Origin of the sequence: Aestuariibaculum sp. YM273, assembly GCF_030908365.1 — a bacterium.
GTDB classification, from domain to species: Bacteria; Bacteroidota; Bacteroidia; order Flavobacteriales; family Flavobacteriaceae; genus Aestuariibaculum; species Aestuariibaculum marinum.
The window spans coordinates 2952934-2970612 of record NZ_CP133090.1 but is presented as its reverse complement, the minus strand read 5'-3'; the positions used below and the strand labels follow the sequence as shown (position 1 = coordinate 2970612).

The 17679-nt window shown below is 35.7% G+C and carries 14 protein-coding genes and 1 tRNA gene; 11 read left to right on the top strand and 4 right to left on the bottom strand.

The window, feature by feature from the left end; genetic code table 11:
- Nucleotides 1–40: 40 nt before the first annotated feature.
- Nucleotides 41–496, top strand: coding sequence for a hypothetical protein (locus RBH94_RS12810; protein ID WP_307881258.1), 456 nt, complete (start codon nt 41–43; stop codon nt 494–496).
- 58 nt (nt 497–554) lie between these two features.
- On the opposite strand, the gene katG is transcribed toward RBH94_RS12810, so the two are convergent.
- Nucleotides 555–2729, bottom strand: coding sequence for a catalase/peroxidase HPI (gene katG, locus RBH94_RS12805; protein WP_307881257.1), 2175 nt, complete (start codon nt 2727–2729; stop codon nt 555–557).
- A 281-nt stretch (nt 2730–3010) separates the two neighbouring features.
- Between katG and tpx the strand changes: the two genes are divergently transcribed.
- The 6 genes from tpx to ribB all read left to right on the top strand — a co-directional run bounded on the left by tpx (nt 3011) and on the right by ribB (nt 10197).
- Complete coding sequence (tpx, locus tag RBH94_RS12800; protein ID WP_307881256.1) at nt 3011–3511, top strand: thiol peroxidase; 501 nt, start codon at nt 3011–3013, stop codon at nt 3509–3511.
- Nucleotides 3512–3527: 16 nt separating this feature from the next.
- On the top strand, nt 3528–3896 hold the full coding sequence (locus RBH94_RS12795; protein WP_307881255.1) for a diacylglycerol kinase family protein: 369 nt from the start codon (nt 3528–3530) through the stop codon (nt 3894–3896).
- A gap of 64 nt (nt 3897–3960) precedes the next feature.
- The gene (locus RBH94_RS12790) at nt 3961–6393 is read left to right on the top strand and encodes a DNA translocase FtsK (RefSeq protein ID WP_307881254.1); all 2433 of its coding nucleotides are present in this window, start codon (nt 3961–3963) and stop codon (nt 6391–6393) included.
- Between the two features lie 13 nt (nt 6394–6406).
- Nucleotides 6407–7042, top strand: coding sequence for an outer membrane lipoprotein carrier protein LolA (locus RBH94_RS12785; RefSeq protein WP_307881253.1), 636 nt, complete (start codon nt 6407–6409; stop codon nt 7040–7042).
- 11 nt (nt 7043–7053) lie between these two features.
- Nucleotides 7054–9021, top strand: a complete 1968-nt coding sequence (locus RBH94_RS12780; RefSeq protein ID WP_307881252.1) for an LptF/LptG family permease — start codon at nt 7054–7056, stop codon at nt 9019–9021.
- A 30-nt stretch (nt 9022–9051) separates the two neighbouring features.
- The gene (gene ribB, locus RBH94_RS12775; protein WP_307881251.1) at nt 9052–10197 is read left to right on the top strand and encodes a 3,4-dihydroxy-2-butanone-4-phosphate synthase; all 1146 of its coding nucleotides are present in this window, start codon (nt 9052–9054) and stop codon (nt 10195–10197) included.
- On the opposite strand, the gene RBH94_RS12770 is transcribed toward ribB, so the two are convergent.
- From RBH94_RS12770 to RBH94_RS12760, 3 genes are all read right to left on the bottom strand, one after another.
- The gene (locus RBH94_RS12770) at nt 10194–11159 is read right to left on the bottom strand and encodes a hypothetical protein (protein WP_307881250.1); all 966 of its coding nucleotides are present in this window, start codon (nt 11157–11159) and stop codon (nt 10194–10196) included. The genes ribB and RBH94_RS12770 overlap by 4 nt on opposite strands.
- A 123-nt stretch (nt 11160–11282) precedes the next feature.
- A complete protein-coding gene (locus RBH94_RS12765; protein WP_307881249.1) occupies nt 11283–12479 on the bottom strand; it encodes a DegT/DnrJ/EryC1/StrS aminotransferase family protein in 1197 nt (398 codons plus the stop codon).
- Nucleotides 12480–12593: 114 nt separating this feature from the next.
- Nucleotides 12594–13223 carry an NAD(P)H-dependent oxidoreductase gene (locus RBH94_RS12760; protein WP_307881248.1) on the bottom strand — a complete coding sequence of 210 codons (630 nt, stop codon included), beginning with the start codon at nt 13221–13223 and terminating at the stop codon, nt 12594–12596.
- Nucleotides 13224–13417: 194 nt separating this feature from the next.
- Between RBH94_RS12760 and RBH94_RS12755 the strand changes: the two genes are divergently transcribed.
- The 4 genes from RBH94_RS12755 (at nt 13418) to RBH94_RS12740 (ending at nt 17666) form a co-directional block, all read left to right on the top strand.
- Nucleotides 13418–13502, top strand: a tRNA-Ser gene (locus tag RBH94_RS12755).
- 465 nt (nt 13503–13967) lie between these two features.
- A complete protein-coding gene (locus RBH94_RS12750) occupies nt 13968–14648 on the top strand; it encodes a TetR/AcrR family transcriptional regulator (RefSeq protein WP_307881247.1) in 681 nt (226 codons plus the stop codon).
- Complete coding sequence (locus tag RBH94_RS12745) at nt 14638–16302, top strand: peptidase domain-containing ABC transporter (protein WP_307881246.1); 1665 nt, start codon at nt 14638–14640, stop codon at nt 16300–16302. Before RBH94_RS12750 ends, RBH94_RS12745 begins: the two co-directional genes overlap by 11 nt.
- A 5-nt stretch (nt 16303–16307) precedes the next feature.
- Entirely contained in the window at nt 16308–17666 is a 1359-nt protein-coding gene (locus RBH94_RS12740) for an HlyD family secretion protein (RefSeq protein WP_307881245.1), read from the top strand.
- Nucleotides 17667–17679: the final 13 nt, after the last annotated feature.

The following is a 17679-nucleotide window of genomic DNA, read 5'->3' as shown; positions in this document are numbered from 1 at the left end:
ATTTTCCTACATTTGCGATTCAAATTTTCAAACATAACCAATGACAACTAAACACCTTTTAATCGTTTTACTTCTAATTATAGTTTCCTGTGGCCAGGAACAAAACCCTAAGCAACCTGAGCCTTTACCAATTGTAGGAACATGGAAACTAATTTCCGCGACAACCATCAAAGAAGACAGCACCATAGAAAGCGATTTATCTAATAAAAGCATGATTAAAATTATTAATAATTCACATTTTTCTTTTCTAAATCACGACATTCATAAAGGAAAGGACTCTTTAGCTTTTTTTGCTTCCGGTGGAGGAAAATATAAGCTAACAGGACATAAATACACTGAATTTTTAGAGTATTGCAATTTTAGAAATTGGGAAGACAACACGTTTGAATTTACGGTTGAAGTTCGTGGCGACACTTTAATACAAAGCGGAATAGAAAAAGTAGATGAAGCCGGTGTTGATCATAAAATTATTGAAACATACATACGCTTTAAGTAATTCAAAATAAAAAGCCACTTCAGACTGAAGTGGCTTTTTATTTATAAAGTTTCAATGATTAAGCTAAATCAAAACGATCGGCATTCATCACTTTTACCCATGCATTAACAAAGTCGGCAACAAACTTTTCTTTACTATCATCTTGTGCATATACTTCAGCATAAGATCTTAATATAGAATTCGAACCGAAAACTAGGTCAATGCGAGTTGCTGTCCATTTTACAGCACCTGACTTACGGTCTACAATTTCGTAAACTCCGTTACTAATTGGTTTCCATTTGTAGGCCATATCAGTTAGATTCACAAAGAAATCGTTCGTTAAAGCACCTACATTATTAGTGAATACTCCGTGTTTAGTTCCGCCATAGTTGGTTCCCATCGCACGCATACCTCCAATTAAAACAGTCATTTCAGGCGCCGTTAGTCCCATTAACTGAGCGCGATCTAACAACATTTCTTCTGGACTAACCACATAATCTTTCTTCTGCCAGTTTCTAAATCCATCTGCTAATGGTTCAAGCGGTGCAAAAGAATCGACATCAGTCATCTCTTGTGAAGCATCGCCACGACCTGGAGAGAAAGGTACAGAAACATCCATTCCTGCATTCTTTATTGCTTTTTCAACACCCACATTACCAGCTAAAACAATAGTATCGGCAATGCTAATACCAAATTCAGAAGCTATAGGCTCTAAAACAGAAAGTACTTTTGATAACTTTTCAGGTTCATTACCTGCCCAGTCTTTTTGTGGTGCCAAACGAATACGTGCGCCATTCGCGCCTCCTCTAAAATCTGACCCTCTGAACGTTCGGGCACTATCCCAAGCTGTAGAAACCAACTCTGAAATGGTTAATCCTGAATCTGCTATTTTAGCTTTTACAGCATCCACATCATAATCTGATGTTCCTTTTGGAACAGGGTCTTGCCAGATTAAATCTTCGCTAGGTACATCTGGACCAAACCAACGATCTTTTGGTCCCATATCACGGTGGGTTAGCTTAAACCATGCCCTTGCAAAAGCATCTGAAAAGGCATCGAAATCATCTTTAAATTTTAATGAAATTTCCTTGTAAATTGGATCTACACGCATGGCCATATCGGCATCAGTCATCATTGGGTTATGTCTGGTTGTCATATCTTCAACATCCACAGGCATATCTTCTTCCTTAATACTCACAGGCTCCCATTGGTGCGCTCCTGCAGGACTTTTTCTTAATTCCCATTCATGATTAAATAACATTTCAAAATAGCCGTTATCCCATTTGGTAGGGTAAGTTGTCCATGCTCCTTCAAGTCCACTGGTTACCGTGTCTTTCCCTACACCTGATCGCGTTGGGTTAGACCATCCGAAACCTTGTTCTTCAACTGCAGCTGATTCTGGATCCGGCCCCAAAATACTGGCATCACCATTACCGTGTGTTTTACCAACGGTATGTCCCCCGGCAGTTAGTGCTACTGTCTCTTCATCATTCATGGCCATACGCTTAAAGGTCTCACGCACCTGCGCACCAGTTTTTAATGGGTCTGGATTTCCGTTAACTCCTTCCGGGTTCACATAGATTAATCCCATTTGTACAGCAGCTAAGGGATTTTCCATGGTTTCTGGTTTAGAAACGTCATCATAACGGCCATCACTTGGTGCTAACCATTCCTTTTCTGCTCCCCAATAGGTATCTTTTTCAGGTGCCCAGATATCTTCGCGACCAAACGCAAATCCGTAGGTTTTTAATCCCATACTTTCATAAGCAATGGTTCCTGCCAAAATAATTAAATCGGCCCAACTAACTTTATTTCCATATTTTTTCTTGATTGGCCAAAGTAAACGTCTGGCTTTATCTAAACTCACATTATCAGGCCAGGAATTAAGCGGAGCGAAACGCTGATTACCCGTTCCTCCTCCTCCTCTACCATCAGAGATTCGGTAAGACCCGGCAGCATGCCATGCCATACGAATCATTAATCCACCATAGTGCCCCCAATCGGCAGGCCACCAATCTTGAGAATCGGTCATTAAATCGGTTACATCTTTCTTTAAAGCTTCAACATCTAATGATTTTAGGGCTTCCTGATAGTTAAATTGTTCTCCCAGAGGATTAACTTTAGTATCATGCTGACTTAAAATGTCTAAGTTTAAAGCATTAGGCCACCAATCCATTACCGATTGATTTGTTTCGGTGTTTGCGCCGTGCATAAACGGACATTTTCCGCCGGATGAATTTGAATTTCCTTCCATATTTTGAGATTTAAAATTTTATAGGTTATTTCTTTCCCTTAAAGTTAAGAAATAGTAATTAGAAAACCATAAATCTATATTTCTATTAACTATTTAATAATCGATAAAATTTATTGAAGTATTCACAACACTTAATAATATTAGGATTTGCTCTATTTTAGATAACAGCATCATAATTTAGTAACCGACAAAGACGTTAAAGATTTGTAAAACCGAAAGCCCTTTTCTTTATTATTCTTATTTAATTACTACTTTTAATGAAATTTAAAACAATAAAAAAAATGGCAACAGTAACGTTAAAAGGAAATGCAATACATACATCGGGTGAACTTCCAAAAACAGGAACAAAAGCACCAGACTTTAAATTAACTAATACCGATTTAGAAACCGTTAGCTTAAGTGATTTTTCTGGAAGCAAAGTGGTTTTAAATATTTTCCCTAGTGTAGATACAGGAACTTGTGCTGCCTCGGTAAGAGCATTTAACAAAGAAGCTAGTACTCTGGAGAACACTAAAGTGCTTTGTATTTCTCACGATTTACCTTTTGCTATGGCACGTTTTTGTGGAGCTGAAGGTTTAGATAATGTGGTTAACCTATCGGATTATAAAGATGGAAGCTTTGGTAAAACTTATGGTTTAGACTTTACCGATGGTCCTTTAGAAACTTTACACTCCAGATGTGTTGTGGTTTTAGACGAAACAGGAAATGTGGTCTACACAGAACAGGTACCTGAAATTGTTGATGAGCCTAACTATCAAGCTGCATTAGAAGCTTTAAAATAACATCCCGCATATATACGTGACAAAAAAAGAATCCTTCTTCATTAACCGGTTAAAAAGTGTGGGCTATGCTTTTAAAGGTGCTGTCCTACTTTTAAAGAAAGAGGCCAGTATAAAAATTCAGTTTGTAATCGCTTTATGTGTTTGTGCAGCAGGATTCTTTTTTAATATCTCTCCTACCGAATGGATTTTGCAATTGCTTGCTATTGGTTTAGTAATGAGTATTGAAGGTATTAATACCGCTATCGAAGAAATTGCAAACTTTGTTCACCCAGAACATCATCATAAAATAGGTTATATTAAAGATATAGCTGCCGGAGCTGTTTTTATAGCTTCCATTTTCGCCTCAATTATAGGATTCATAATATATCTCCCTAAGATTTTTTAAAATAATATATCGTTAGGATAAACGTTAGTAATTTGTATTTTTGTTTTAACCTAAACGTGCATGAATGGCGAAGAAAAAAACCAAAACTAAAACCTCTACCAAGAAAAAATTTAAACTACCTAGCTTTCAATTATCAAGCCAACAAAAACTGGTTTTCGGAAGCTTTTTGGTTATTTTCGGTATCGTGCTTTGTATTGCATTTGTATCCTTTCTATTTACTGGTGAAGCGGACCAGAGTACCCTTTCTGATTTTGCTTCCAGAGATGTAAAACCCAAAAACTGGTTGAGCAAAACCGGTGCGTGGTTAAGTGATTTATTCATTCAACGTGGTTTTGGTATTGCTTCATTTATTTTTTCGGGGCTTTGTTGCTTATCGGGTGTCTATATTTTAACCGAAAGTAATAAAACCAAATTGAGAAAGCATTGGTTTTGGGGCACCTTAATCATTATTTGGCTTTCGGTTTTTTTCGGTTTTTTTGGAGCTAAAACAGATATCCTTGGCGGTACTATTGGTTATGAAGTCAATTCGTATTTACAGGATTATATTGGTAAAATTGGCGTATCTCTTTTATTATTATTTGGCGTAATTACCTATTTAGCCATCCGATTCCGACTAACGTTCCAAAATTTTGCAAACGTATTTTATTCGGCAAAAAAGGATATTAAAGATGAATTTACAACCGCAAACGAAGATATTGTTGTTGGTGTGGACAATAACCTAACAGATGAAGCCGAGGCTTTTAAATCAGCTTTTGATATTGATGATGATAAATCTAAAGGAAACAGTAATCCTGATGACGACATTTTAGGTGAAAAAATTACGCTAAGCACAACCCAGCCAGAAGAAAAACCTATATCCAACATTACATCTCTTGAAGTCAATATAGCTGAGGAAGAAATTGAAGAAGATTTAGATATAGAAGTAGAACAAGTTGCAGAAGAACAATCTGAAACCGATAATCTTTCAGATAAACTGGTTGCCGATTTCGGACAGTTCGATCCAACTCTGGAATTAGCGAAATACCAATTTCCTACACTAGATTTACTTAAAAAATACGATTCCGAAGGTATCACCATTAATCAGGAGGAATTAGAAGAAAATAAAAATCGAATTGTAGACACCCTAAAAAACTACAATATTGGTATTTCGAATATTAAAGCCACCATTGGACCAACCGTTACGCTTTATGAAATTGTTCCTGAGGCTGGTATTCGTATTTCAAAAATTAAAAACTTAGAAGACGATATTGCCCTATCGCTTTCCGCATTAGGTATTCGTATAATCGCACCTATTCCAGGGAAAGGTACTATCGGTATCGAGGTACCAAACAAAAATTCAACTATCGTATCGATGCGTTCGGTAATTGCCTCTAAAAAGTTCCAGAGTTCCGATATGCAATTACCAATTGCTTTGGGTAAAACCATTAGCAATGAAACTTTTGTGGTCGATCTTGCTAAAATGCCTCACATGCTTATGGCTGGTGCTACGGGACAAGGTAAATCGGTTGGATTAAATGCAGTTTTAACATCCTTATTATACAAAAAACACCCTGCCGAAGTAAAATTCGTGTTGGTCGATCCGAAAAAAGTAGAGTTGACTTTATTCAATAAGATTGAGCGACACTATCTGGCAAAATTACCTGACAGTGAAGATGCCATTATTACAGACAATACTAAAGTGATTAATACTTTAAACTCTTTGTGTATTGAAATGGACAATCGCTATGAATTGCTTAAGTCGGCCATGTGTAGAAACATAGCCGAATATAATGCCAAATTTAAAGCGCGTAAATTAAACCCTAATGACGGACATCAGTTCTTACCATATATCGTTTTGGTCGTTGATGAGTTTGCTGATTTAATTATGACAGCTGGTAAGGAAGTAGAAACTCCTATTGCGCGTTTAGCCCAGTTGGCACGTGCTATTGGTATTCATTTAATTATCGCAACTCAACGTCCGTCGGTTAATGTTATTACTGGTATCATTAAAGCGAACTTCCCGGCACGTATTGCCTTTAGAGTAACCTCTAAAATTGACTCCAGAACTATTTTAGATGGTGCAGGTGCCGATCAGCTTATTGGTCGTGGAGATATGCTTTATACCCAAGGAAATGATTTAATTCGTGTACAATGTGCTTTTGTTGACACTCCTGAAGTAGAAAGAATAACCGACTTTATCGGCTCACAAAAAGCTTACCCTGAAGCTTATATGTTACCTGAATTTGTTGGTGAAGAAAGTGGCACAAGTCTTGATGTAGACATATCAGATCGAGATAAACTATTTAAAGATGCAGCAATTGTTATTGTTACAGCACAACAAGGGTCGGCATCTTTATTACAACGAAAATTAAAATTAGGTTACAACAGAGCGGGGCGTTTAATCGATCAATTGGAAGCCGCAGGTATTGTTGGTCCGTTTGAAGGTAGTAAAGCCAGACAAGTTTTAATACCGGATTTAACGGCTTTGGATAACCATTTAGAAAACGAAATACAATAATTAAAAAATGAAAATGAAGAAGATTATCACTGTTTTACTATTAACTTTATCTGTTAGTGCTTTTGCTCAAAATAATGCAAAAAGCCTTTTGAATGAGGTGTCTGCCAAAGTTAAAAGTTATAACAACATTTCTATTACCTTTAAATATGTATTAGAAAACACAGCTGAAAACATCAAGCAACAAACAAAAGGTGATGTGGTGATGGAAGGTGAAAAATACAGATTAAACATCTTAGGTGTAACCCGCCTTTTTGATGGTAAAAAACTATACAGTATAAGTTTAGAGGATGAAGAAGTAACCGTTTCTTCTGAAGGTGATAATGAAGAAGATTCTGTTACCCCTAGTAAAATGTTATCGTTTTACGAAGACGGCTACACCTATGCCATGGATATTGAACAAAACATTAACGGTAGAAAAATTCAATATGTGAAGTTAACACCTATCGATTCAAATTCAGAAATTAAGAATATTTTGTTAGGTATCGACAAACAGACCAAACACATTTATAACCTAATTCAGGTTGGCAAAAACGGTACGAAAACAACGCTTACTGTTAATTCTTTTAAAACAAACGAGCCTTTATCAAAAAGCTTATTTACCTTTGACGCCAATAAATACAAAGATTTTTACATCAACAATCTAGATTAAGCTACCTACACTTGAAAATACTAGACCGATATATCCTAACGTCTTACCTAAAGACTTTTTTGAGCGTGTTTATTATACTCATGCTCATTTTTGTATTACAAACCATTTGGTTATACATTAAAGAACTTGCAGGGAAAGACCTAGACATAGAAGTAATTTTTAAATTCCTATTTTATTTCACACCTAAGTTAATTCCGTTAGTATTACCCTTAACTATTCTACTAGCCTCTATTATGGTTTTTGGAAGTTTTGCTGAAAACTACGAGTTCGCGGCAATGAAATCCACAGGAATATCCTTACAACGCGCCATGTCGGGACTTAGTATTTTTATAGTTATTTTAGGAATCACCACCTTCTTCTTTTCGAACAATGTGATACCTTGGGCTGAATTAAAGTCGTATAACTTACGTCGAAATATAGCCAAGTTAAAACCTGCCATGGTATTGGCAGAAGGACAATTTAACCCTGTTGGAACTTATAATATTAAGTTTGATAAAAAGCATGGAGAGCGTGGTCAGTATTTAGATAGCGTTACCATTCATATAAAAGGAAACGATGGTCGTAAAAACGCGACGGTTATCCGCTCTAAAACGGGTGAACTTGCCAGTCGAGAAGATTCGAATGTTATAAAATTGATTTTAAAGGATGGGAACTATTACAGTGATATCTATTCAAAAGATCCTAAAAAACGTAACAAGAAACCTTTCGCTAAAAGTACATTCGAGACCTATACTATAAATATCGATATCTCTCAGATTAATGATGTAGATATGGATGAAGAATCGCAAACCGATAAGTACAGCATGCTGGATGTGGTCGATTTAAACAAAGCCATAGACTCGCTTGAAATCAAACGTAAAGATGACCACGAAACGTTTTCAAAAAGTATTTTTCAGCGTACAAGTATTATGGCTAATAACCATAGAATATCGAAAGTTAAAGAACGAGATTCAGTTAATTTAGGTCCTCTGTTAGATAGTCTTGATTTAAAACGCCAAGTTGAACTTGTTGATATGGCTCAGAAAACTATGGGAAGTGCTAAACAACTTATAGTTTCGAGGGAAACCCCAATTAAAGCAGCTGAATCTATGATTAACAGGCATTATATTTCGCTACACGAAAAATTTGCCTTAGGTCTGGCCTGTATTGTCTTGTTTTTCGTTGGTGCCCCCTTAGGAGCTTTAATTAGAAAAGGAGGTATTGGCTTACCAATGGTGGTTGCCATTTTATTATTCTTAACCTATCATTTTATTGGAATTTTCGCAACCAATAGTGCTAAAAACGGTGGTTTTAATCCTATACTGGCTAGTTGGTTTTCTACCCTTGTTATGTTGCCTCTTGGTGTCTTCTTAACGAAACGTGCTACAGCCGACAAAGGACTATTTGAATTCGATCATTTAATTGAACCTATCAAGAAAGCCCTTAAAATAAAGGATAAGGATACTGTAGATTATACGTTTATGCATTCTTATAAAAACGATAGAATCCTAGATGTTATTGCTAACTATGAAGCTTTGGGTCATGATGAAAACACACGTTACGAAGCTTTAAAACTTCTAAATTTCAGAGGCTATTCAACCCGATCTTTACGAAGTCAAGGTTTAGAAATTGATCCTGCATTTGATACTTCAGAAGACATCTATAAAGATTATAAAGATCATAGTACATTTGCGATTACCTTATACACGATTGGCGCCATTTTACTCATTTTACACTTTGTTTTTGCCAATAATAAGTTACCCTCTGTTGCAACAGCATCGATACAATTAAGTATCGTATCCTTTGCGATGTACATTATATACTACTTAAAAACTATTTTCAATATCAATCAGTTTTACAAGCATATTAATAAAACTGAAAAGAAACCCCATATTATACTAATCATTATAAGCTTACCACTTTATTTTATTGGATACGTTTTTCTGAATTCTAAAATGAAAGAAGACTTAAAGCAAAATTGTTTAAATTCCTTAAAATAGCAATATCTTTGCATCATGATAACTGAGACAATGACAAATAATACAACTTCTAAAATAAAACTTAACACAATACAAGAAGCCATTGAGGACATTAGACATGGTAAAGTAATTATTGTGGTAGATGATGAAAACCGTGAAAATGAAGGTGATTTCTTAGCTGCTGCAGACAAAGTTACACCTGAAATGATAAACTTTATGGCTACTGAAGGTCGAGGACTTATTTGTGCTCCACTTACAGAAAATCGCTGTAAAGAATTGGAGTTAAATATGATGGTTGCCAATAATACCGATCATATGGAAACTGCTTTCACCGTATCTGTAGATTTAAGAGGAAAAGGAGTCTCAACAGGTATTTCGGCTAGTGACAGAGCTAAAACAGTTAAATCGTTGGTGGACCCTTCTACCAAACCATTTGAATTAGCAAGGCCAGGACATATTTTCCCACTTGTTGCTAAAGAAGGCGGCGTTTTAAGGCGTACCGGGCATACCGAGGCTGCCATTGATTTTGCGCGTTTGGCAGGATTACAGCCTGCCGGAGTAATCGTTGAAATCATGAACGAAGACGGTACTATGGCGCGTTTACCACAACTTATGGAAGTAGCCAAAAGACTGGATGTCAAAATCGTTTCTATTGAAGATTTAGTGGCTTACAGAATGCAGCACGACTCTTTAATTGAAAAGAAAGAAGATTTTGAAATTGAAACGCGTTTTGGAAGTTTTAGATTAAGAGCTTACAAACAAACAACTAATAATCAAATACATTTAGCTCTAACTAAGGGCGTTTGGAACGAAAATGATGCTGTGCTTACCAGAATCAATTCTACTTTAATAAATAACGATATCCTGGGAACATTAACCAATAATGTTGATGAGCAATTAGAAAATATGTTTAAGGTAATCAACGATGAAGGTAAAGGTGCTATAATCTTTATCAATCAGGAAGTACAGTCTATGGATATTTTGAGTAGATTGAGTTTCTTGAAAGAGCATCAGCAACCTAATGCAGTATCTAAGGCTCCAAGAATTAATATGGATGCGAGAGACTTTGGTATTGGAGCCCAAATACTACACGACTTAGATATTCATAAAATGCGCTTAATTTCGAACAGTGCTCAAACTAAGCGCATTGGTATGGTTGGTTACGGTTTAGAAATCGTAGATTACGTAAATTATTAGTCTGATATATTAAATTCTTTAAGTAAGTTTTTGCTTTTCGTTGCAGGAACTTCTGAGATTAAAACATAACGACCAGGTCTCAAGTCAGCCGTAAAATATCCATGTTTTCCGGCTGGCATTTCCTGAACGCCTCCTAAAAATTTCACACCATCCGGTACTGGGGTTATTAAACCTTTAGGGTTCGCCCAATTCATCCAAGCTTCAAGTGAGTCTAGATTAGCTTCATTAGAAAGTTCTGCCAGATGGATATCGGTTTGCACAAAATTCTCATGTAATTTTTGATCTTTAAACGTCACTTTAAATACCGTTTGACCTTTCGGTAAACTATCTGCAATAACAATACCATCTTCATTAGAAATTGTTATTTCAACATCGTCTTCAGGTTCAGCTTCACCAGAAACTTTATCTGTTACAATAAGTTCTTTTACCATCCCCATAGCGTTATGGAATTTACCATTTGGCATTTTTACATAACATTCCATGACGTAATAACCGGGATCTAAATAAAGTGTGCTTATGCTCGTTTGTCCGCCAGCAATTAATCCTGAACCTCCTGTAAAGACAATTTGAGGAAACCATTCGGGAAGTTTTCCAAATTCGGCAAAACCGGCCTCTGCATTCCCTTCATTAATTAAATCCATGCCTTTATCAAAAACAGGGATAATCTCCTTTTCTCCATCTTCAATAGTTTTACCATCAGGGTATTTATCGAACAGTATAAAATGCGTTTCATTGGCCCTATTCATGTATTTAAATGTATTCCATCCAGATGAAATGGTATCCGGACCAATAAACTCCATAGACAAGGTTTTAAAAACTATAGCATCTTTATAAGTCTTATAAGGCTTAACCGGTGTTTTTTCTTCTACTGTAATTTCTGTTTCAGATTTGGTTTTTGATTTACAGGATTGAAAAAGGAAAATAAAAAGTAGTAAACTTGAATATGTAAAAAATCTCTTCATAACTGACACCTTAAAAGATTGTTGATTAATAGCTTAATCAAAGTTAAAGTTTCAACCATGAAGAGAATATAAAATATGTAACAAATGATAAAAGATATATAACACAAAATTGTGTTATCTCCTTTATTTCAGTATGTCTTGAATGATTTGAACCATTTTAGAAGCTCTGGCTTTCACCTCTTCTTCAGTCCACGATAATTTAATTAAACTGGAAATATTTCGCCCAATATAGTGGTCAGATTCAGCAAATTCAGCATCCTTTAAATAAGCCATTCCATTCTTAACTTCATCTGAAATCGGATACAAGGACTTTAATTCTTTTAAATGCTCCCACTTACGAACGTAGTGCCAGTTATTATCGTAGTAATGAAAACAGGCATCGACTCCATTTTCTTTGAAAGCTTCAGACACTTTACGAGCGGTTTCTAAATTTGGCAAAAAGAAATTTAAAAAGCCGTAACTTTCCTCACCTCCTTTAGGTACCGTTCTAAACGTCACTTCAGGAATAACTGATAAAGCTTCTCGTATTATGGTAAAATTCTTCTTTTGAACGGCTATAATCTCAGGTAAGCGTTTTAACTGCCCTAAACCAACCGCTGCATGCAACTCTGAAATTCTGAAATTATAACCTAAAAAAGGATGTGATTCTGCGCCTCTGTCGTTTCCAACATGGTCATGACCATGATCGCTGTAGTGATCGGAGTGTAAATAATAGTTTTCATTATTTGTAATTACCGCACCACCTTCACCACAGGTTATGGTTTTAACAAAGTCGAACGAAAAACAACCTAAATCACCAATACTCCCTAAAGCTTTTCCATTGTAAGTTCCGCCGATGGCCTGACAAGCATCTTCTAACAAGATTAAATTATGTTGATCACAAATAGATTGTAAAGCATTCATATCGCCCATACTTCCACACATATGAACCACCATCACGGCTTTAGTTTTAGAGGTAACTGCTGCTTCTACGGCATTTGGACTAAGCGTTAAAGTATCGTCTATATCCACTAAAACAGGCGTCGCCCCCAGCATCATTACGGCTTCAAAACTTGCTACAAAGGTAAATGTTGGTAAAATGACTTCGTCTCCTGCTCCGACTCCTGCAGCAGCCAAAGCCACAGAAATGGCGGCCGTTCCACTAGAAACCAACTGAGCATGACTTGCTTTAAATGTATTTTCTAATTCTTTTTCTAATTCTTTGGCTTTCCAGTGTCCGTTACGCATACCATCGAAACCGTAGCGCATAAGCACACCGCTATCTAAAACGTCGTTTACTTCTTTACGTTCTTTATCTCCAAATAATTCAAATCCAGGCATATTTTTATGTTTTGTTTTGCGTTAGGGATTAAGGTATTGTTGAAGCTCCTCGCAGAGAGCGACTACCGAAAGCCCGACCCAAAAGCCATTTTGGGTAACGCCATTAATTTTATTTTATAGTTCTATAATTGCTTCTTCTAAGGGTTTTCTAACCTTAGCGAAGTCTGAAAACATATCGTCTTCTGAACGGTAACCTACCGGAAGTAACAATACCGATTTTAAGCCCTTTTCCTGAAGATTTAAAATTCTGTCGTACTCTGACGCTTTAAATCCTTCCATAGGACAAGAATCGATATTCTCCACAGCACAAACAGTCATTAAATTACCCAAAGCAATGTAGGCTTGATGTTTTGACCATTGTTGACGCTCTTCGACAGACATCTTGTTCATCATTTTAATTAAGTCCTCACGATACGGCTTTAAAATATCTTCAGATGTTTTTCGTATGTCTTTAATGTTTTCGTAATAATTAACCACATCGTGTTCTAATACGTCTTCCTGTATACATATAACCAATAAATGAGAAGCATCGGTAACCTGGCGCTGATTATAGGCATGGGGCAACAACGACTGACGTATACTCTCTGTTTCTACAATAAGTAGTTTTATGGTTTGTAAACCGAATGAGGTTGCTGTAAGGTTAAACGCTTGCTTTAAAGTGTCAAGCTTTTTAGATGATAGTTTCTTATTTGAATCAAACTTTTTAGTTGCATAACGCCACTTGAGCTGTTTTATGATATCCATTTTTTAGTATTGCTTTACACAAAAGTAAGGTTTGCATTTTTAATTTTCATCACTAATTTTTAAAAACATTAGGAATGAGAGAGTTAAAAATTAAATTTAAAAAAGTCGAAAAAAAGCTCGAAAAACTTTGATAGAATTGAAAAAGGATTCTATATTTGCACCCGCATTCAGGGAATACCTGATGAGACACTCAAGGAGAAATGGCAGAGTGGTCGAATGCGGCGGTCTTGAAAACCGTTGAGGGTCACACCTCCGGGGGTTCGAATCCCTCTTTCTCCGCAACAAAAGCTCGTAACAGTAATGTTTACGGGCTTTTTTATTTTTGGCTGACAATATAGTTGACAATACTTTTTTTTGAAGTGATACAATTTCATCTCTAAAAGCATAATTCTATTCCATATAATCCTGCCACTGAATTAAAATATATTTCTCTGTATTATGTCGTTTCTTTTCCAAAAAATCATAATGATAATAAAAAAACAAACATGCATTTTCTGGTTTTTCTAATAGCACATAAATAATTTAGAATTAAATCCTTCTTCACTTGAAACAAAACTACCTGCTCCCAACAAACAAATTGGGAAATCTACTTCATTCAGTATCAATTTATTCTTAATTTAGGTATCTCATAGTTTTCTCTATTAGAATTATCAATATCTCAAAAACATTCACAAATTTTTAATATATAATAACACTATTTTAAAAGTATTACTATTAAATTTGTGAGGTACACATTTAAAAAGTATGATCAACCTTTTACAAAGCTTTAAAATAGAAGTCCCGAAAGGCATTTTTATTAAAGACCCGGAAACATCAGATTTAGGAAAGCGCATCATTAAGCATAGTATTTTATTAATTGATGAACTAGGCTTTGAGCAGTTTACTTTTAAAAAACTAGGACAAGCTATAAGCTCCAATGAAAGTTCTATTTACAGATATTTTGAGAGTAAACACCATTTATTAATGTACCTCACTTCCTGGTATTGGGTTTGGATAGAATATCAGCTGGTCTTAGAAACCTTTGCTTTAAAAAACACCGAAGAAAAGCTTAAAAGTGCTATTAAAGTCCTGACTAGAACTACCGAAGAGGATAGTAATTTCGAACATATTAACGAGGTTATTCTAAACAAAATAATCATAAGTGAAAATGCTAAAGCTTACCTCACTTGCGATGTGGACACAGAAAATGAAGAAGGATTCTTTAAGCCTTTCAAGCGAGTAGTAACGCGTTTTTCTGAAATAATTTTAGAATTCAGCAAAACCTATAAACACCCTTTAAGTTTAGCTAGTTCTACCATTGAAGGTGCTTTGCACCAACATTTTTTTCAACAGCACATAAAAAACATAACAAACTGCAATGAATATCATTCAGTTACCGAATTTTATACCAACTTAATCCTAAACACCCTGAAGCATGAAGAATAACAGCGTTTTATCACCTTGGAAACGTTTTTTAGGCCTCGTTCAACTTGAAAAGAAAGACATTTTTAGAGTTGCCTACTTTGCTATATTCGAAGGAATTTTAGCATTAACCCTCCCCTTGGGAATACAAGCCATCATAACGCTTTTACAAGGCGGACAGGTATCTACATCCTGGATTGTTTTGGTTGTTCTGGTTACTTCTGGTGTTGCTTTCACAGGTATTTTAAAATTGATACAAATTCGTATTATTGAAAGTATTCAGCAACGTATTTTTGCAAGAGCCTCGTTCGATTTAGCTTATAGGTTTCCTAAAATTAAAATGAACGAAATGCGTAATTATTATTTGCCGGAATTAGCCAACCGCTTTTTCGATACTCTAACTATCCAAAAAGGGTTATCAAAAATTTTAATTGATATTCCTTCGGCTTTCCTACAAGTTATTTTTGCACTCATCTTACTTTCATTCTATCACCCCTTCTTTATCTTTTTCGGACTCTTATTACTAGGTCTCATATTTGTTGTTTTTAAGTATACAGCTAAAAAAGGGTTAGATACCAGCTTAAAAGAATCAAAATATAAATACCGAATGGCCCATTGGCTTGAGGAAATAGCAAGAACGGTTATTAGTTTTAAACTATCTGGAAAAACCAGTTTAGCCATCGATAAAACCGATGATTTAGTACTGGACTATGTAAACGGAAGAGAAAAACATTTTAAAATTTTAATGCTCCAGTTTAAGCAAATGATCAGCTTTAAGGTTATTGTTACAGCAGGTCTGCTGCTTGTTGGGGGATATTTGGTACTGGAACAACAAATGAATATCGGACAATTTGTAGCGGCCGAAATCATTATCATCTTAATAATCGCTTCTGTTGAAAAACTAATTTTAAGTCTGGAATCATTTTACGATGTATTAACCTCTATCGAAAAGCTAGGACAGGTTGTAGACAAGTCTATTGAAAACCAATATGGCGAAGAAGTTTCTAAAGCAAGACCCTTTACTATAGAATTAAAAAATGCTGGGTATCGAGTTGCTAACAGAAAAAAACCAATTTTAGAGGATATCTCATTAAAAATTGAACCTACCGATCGTGTTTTAATTCAAGGAGAGAGTGGAGCTGGAAAATCAAGCCTGTTACAGCTTATTTCTGGTGTGGTTGCTCCTACCGACGGTTTCATTTACATAGATAATCTTTCTATTGAAAGTTTACAAATTAACAAATACCGATCGCTTTTAGGGATGGTCCTTTCTGAAGAATCTCCTTTTGAGGGTACGATAAGAGAGAATGTCACCTTTGGGAATAAAGATATTACCGACGAAGAAATCTTTGAAGTATTTGAAAAAGTTGGCTTAAGTACGTTCCTGAAACGTCAATCTGAAGGGCTTAATACCTTATTAAAACCTGAAGGAAAACAAATTCCATACTTTATTTCGGCTAAGCTATTGTTGTCAAGAGCCATTTTAAAGAAACCAAAGGTGCTCATTTTAGAAGAACCCTTGAAACAATTTAATGATAAAGAATCTGAAAAAATATTCGAGTACCTATGTGATAAATCTAACCCTTGGAGTGTTGTAGTGGTTAGCAATCTTAATTTCTGGAAACGTATGTGTAATAAGCACATCATTTTAGAGGAAGGTCACATAATTAATTCGTAAAAAACATGCTAAATATATCTAATAATAAAGTTTCAGAACTCCTGGATTTAAACAAGTTTAAATCAGGAAAAGCTACACAACATACCAATCAGCATAATTTATTTAGACGTGTGCTTTTAGTTAGTAGTATATTGGTAATCATTATCTTGTTTTTACCATGGACACAAAATGTAACTAGTAAAGGATTGGTAACCACTTTAAAACCAAACCAACGTCCGCAAACCTTGCAGTCTCCTATTCCGGGGCGCATTGATCGTTGGTTTGTTCAGGAAGGTGATTTTGTAAAAAAAGGCGATACCATTCTTAAAATTTCAGAAATTAAAAGCGAATATTTCGACGACTTACTTACCGAGCGCACTGGCGATCAAATAAAAGCGAAATCAGCTTCGGTTACAGCCTATCGCTCTAAAGTTCAAGCTTTAAAAAATCAATACGCTGCCTTACAACAGGAACAACAACTTAAAATAGAACAGGCAAAAAACAAGTACCTGCAATCTAAATTAAAAGTAGAATCGGATAGTATAGATTTAGAAGCAGCTAAAACGAAAGCTAAAATTGCCGAAACCCAGTTTGCTCGTACGGTATCATTACAAGAACAAGGGCTTAAAGCGGTTAAAGATGTTGAAGAATACCGAAACAAATTACAGGAAGCGAATGCTAAATATGTATCTCAGGAAAACAAATGGCTAGCCTCTAAAAATGAAGTGATAAATGCTAAATTAAACATTTCAACCATCAAGGCAACTTACGGTGATAAACTTTCGAAAGCGCAAAGCGATTTGTATTCAGCTGAATCTAGTGCATTAGATACAGAGGCACAAGTCTCTAAGCTAGAGAACAGTTTAGCAAACTATGAAAAGCGAAACAGCTTATTATACATCACTTCTCCGCAAGACGGATACATTAATAAGGCTATTAAATCCGGTATTGGAGAGACTTTTAAAGAAGGAGAACCTTTAGTAGGTATTATGCCGGCTAATTACGAATTGGCTGTTGAAATGTGGGTAAGACCTATTGATTTACCGCTTCTTCATAAAGGTGAACACGTTCAGGTAGAATTCGAAGGCTGGCCTGCTATTGTCTTTAGTGGATGGCCAAATGTATCGTATGGAACCTACGGTGCAATCATTGTAGCTATTGAAAATTTTGCCAGTAAAAATGGTCAGTATCGTGTTTTAATTACCAGAGATCCTGAGTACGGACCATGGCCTGAAGCCCTTCGTGTTGGCTCTGGAGCAAAAACCATAGCGCTTTTAGAAGATGTCCCTATTTGGTTTGAGATATGGAGGCAGATCAACAGCTTCCCTCCTAACTTCTATGTTCCGGATAACGCAGATACTTCTGAAAAAAGTAAAGAAAAGTAATAAGACAAATCAT

Bases quoted from the DNA above. Each gene is read 5' to 3' on its own strand.
- RBH94_RS12745 (WP_307881246.1), top strand. From the start codon at position 14,638: ATGAAGAATAACAGCGTTTTATCACCTTGGAAACGTTTTTTAGGCCTC.
- RBH94_RS12765 (WP_307881249.1), bottom strand. From the start codon at position 12,479: ATGCCTGGATTTGAATTATTTGGAGATAAAGAACGTAAAGAAGTAAAC.
- RBH94_RS12790 (WP_307881254.1), top strand. From the start codon at position 3,961: ATGGCGAAGAAAAAAACCAAAACTAAAACCTCTACCAAGAAAAAATTT.
- RBH94_RS12770 (WP_307881250.1), bottom strand. From the start codon at position 11,159: ATGAAGAGATTTTTTACATATTCAAGTTTACTACTTTTTATTTTCCTT.
- RBH94_RS12785 (WP_307881253.1), top strand. From the start codon at position 6,407: ATGAAGAAGATTATCACTGTTTTACTATTAACTTTATCTGTTAGTGCT.
- ribB (WP_307881251.1), top strand. From the start codon at position 9,052: ATGACAAATAATACAACTTCTAAAATAAAACTTAACACAATACAAGAA.
- RBH94_RS12740 (WP_307881245.1), top strand. From the start codon at position 16,308: ATGCTAAATATATCTAATAATAAAGTTTCAGAACTCCTGGATTTAAAC.
- katG (WP_307881257.1), bottom strand. From the start codon at position 2,729: ATGGAAGGAAATTCAAATTCATCCGGCGGAAAATGTCCGTTTATGCAC.
- tpx (WP_307881256.1), top strand. From the start codon at position 3,011: ATGGCAACAGTAACGTTAAAAGGAAATGCAATACATACATCGGGTGAA.
- RBH94_RS12760 (WP_307881248.1), bottom strand. From the start codon at position 13,223: ATGGATATCATAAAACAGCTCAAGTGGCGTTATGCAACTAAAAAGTTT.
- RBH94_RS12810 (WP_307881258.1), top strand. From the start codon at position 41: ATGACAACTAAACACCTTTTAATCGTTTTACTTCTAATTATAGTTTCC.
- RBH94_RS12750 (WP_307881247.1), top strand. From the start codon at position 13,968: ATGATCAACCTTTTACAAAGCTTTAAAATAGAAGTCCCGAAAGGCATT.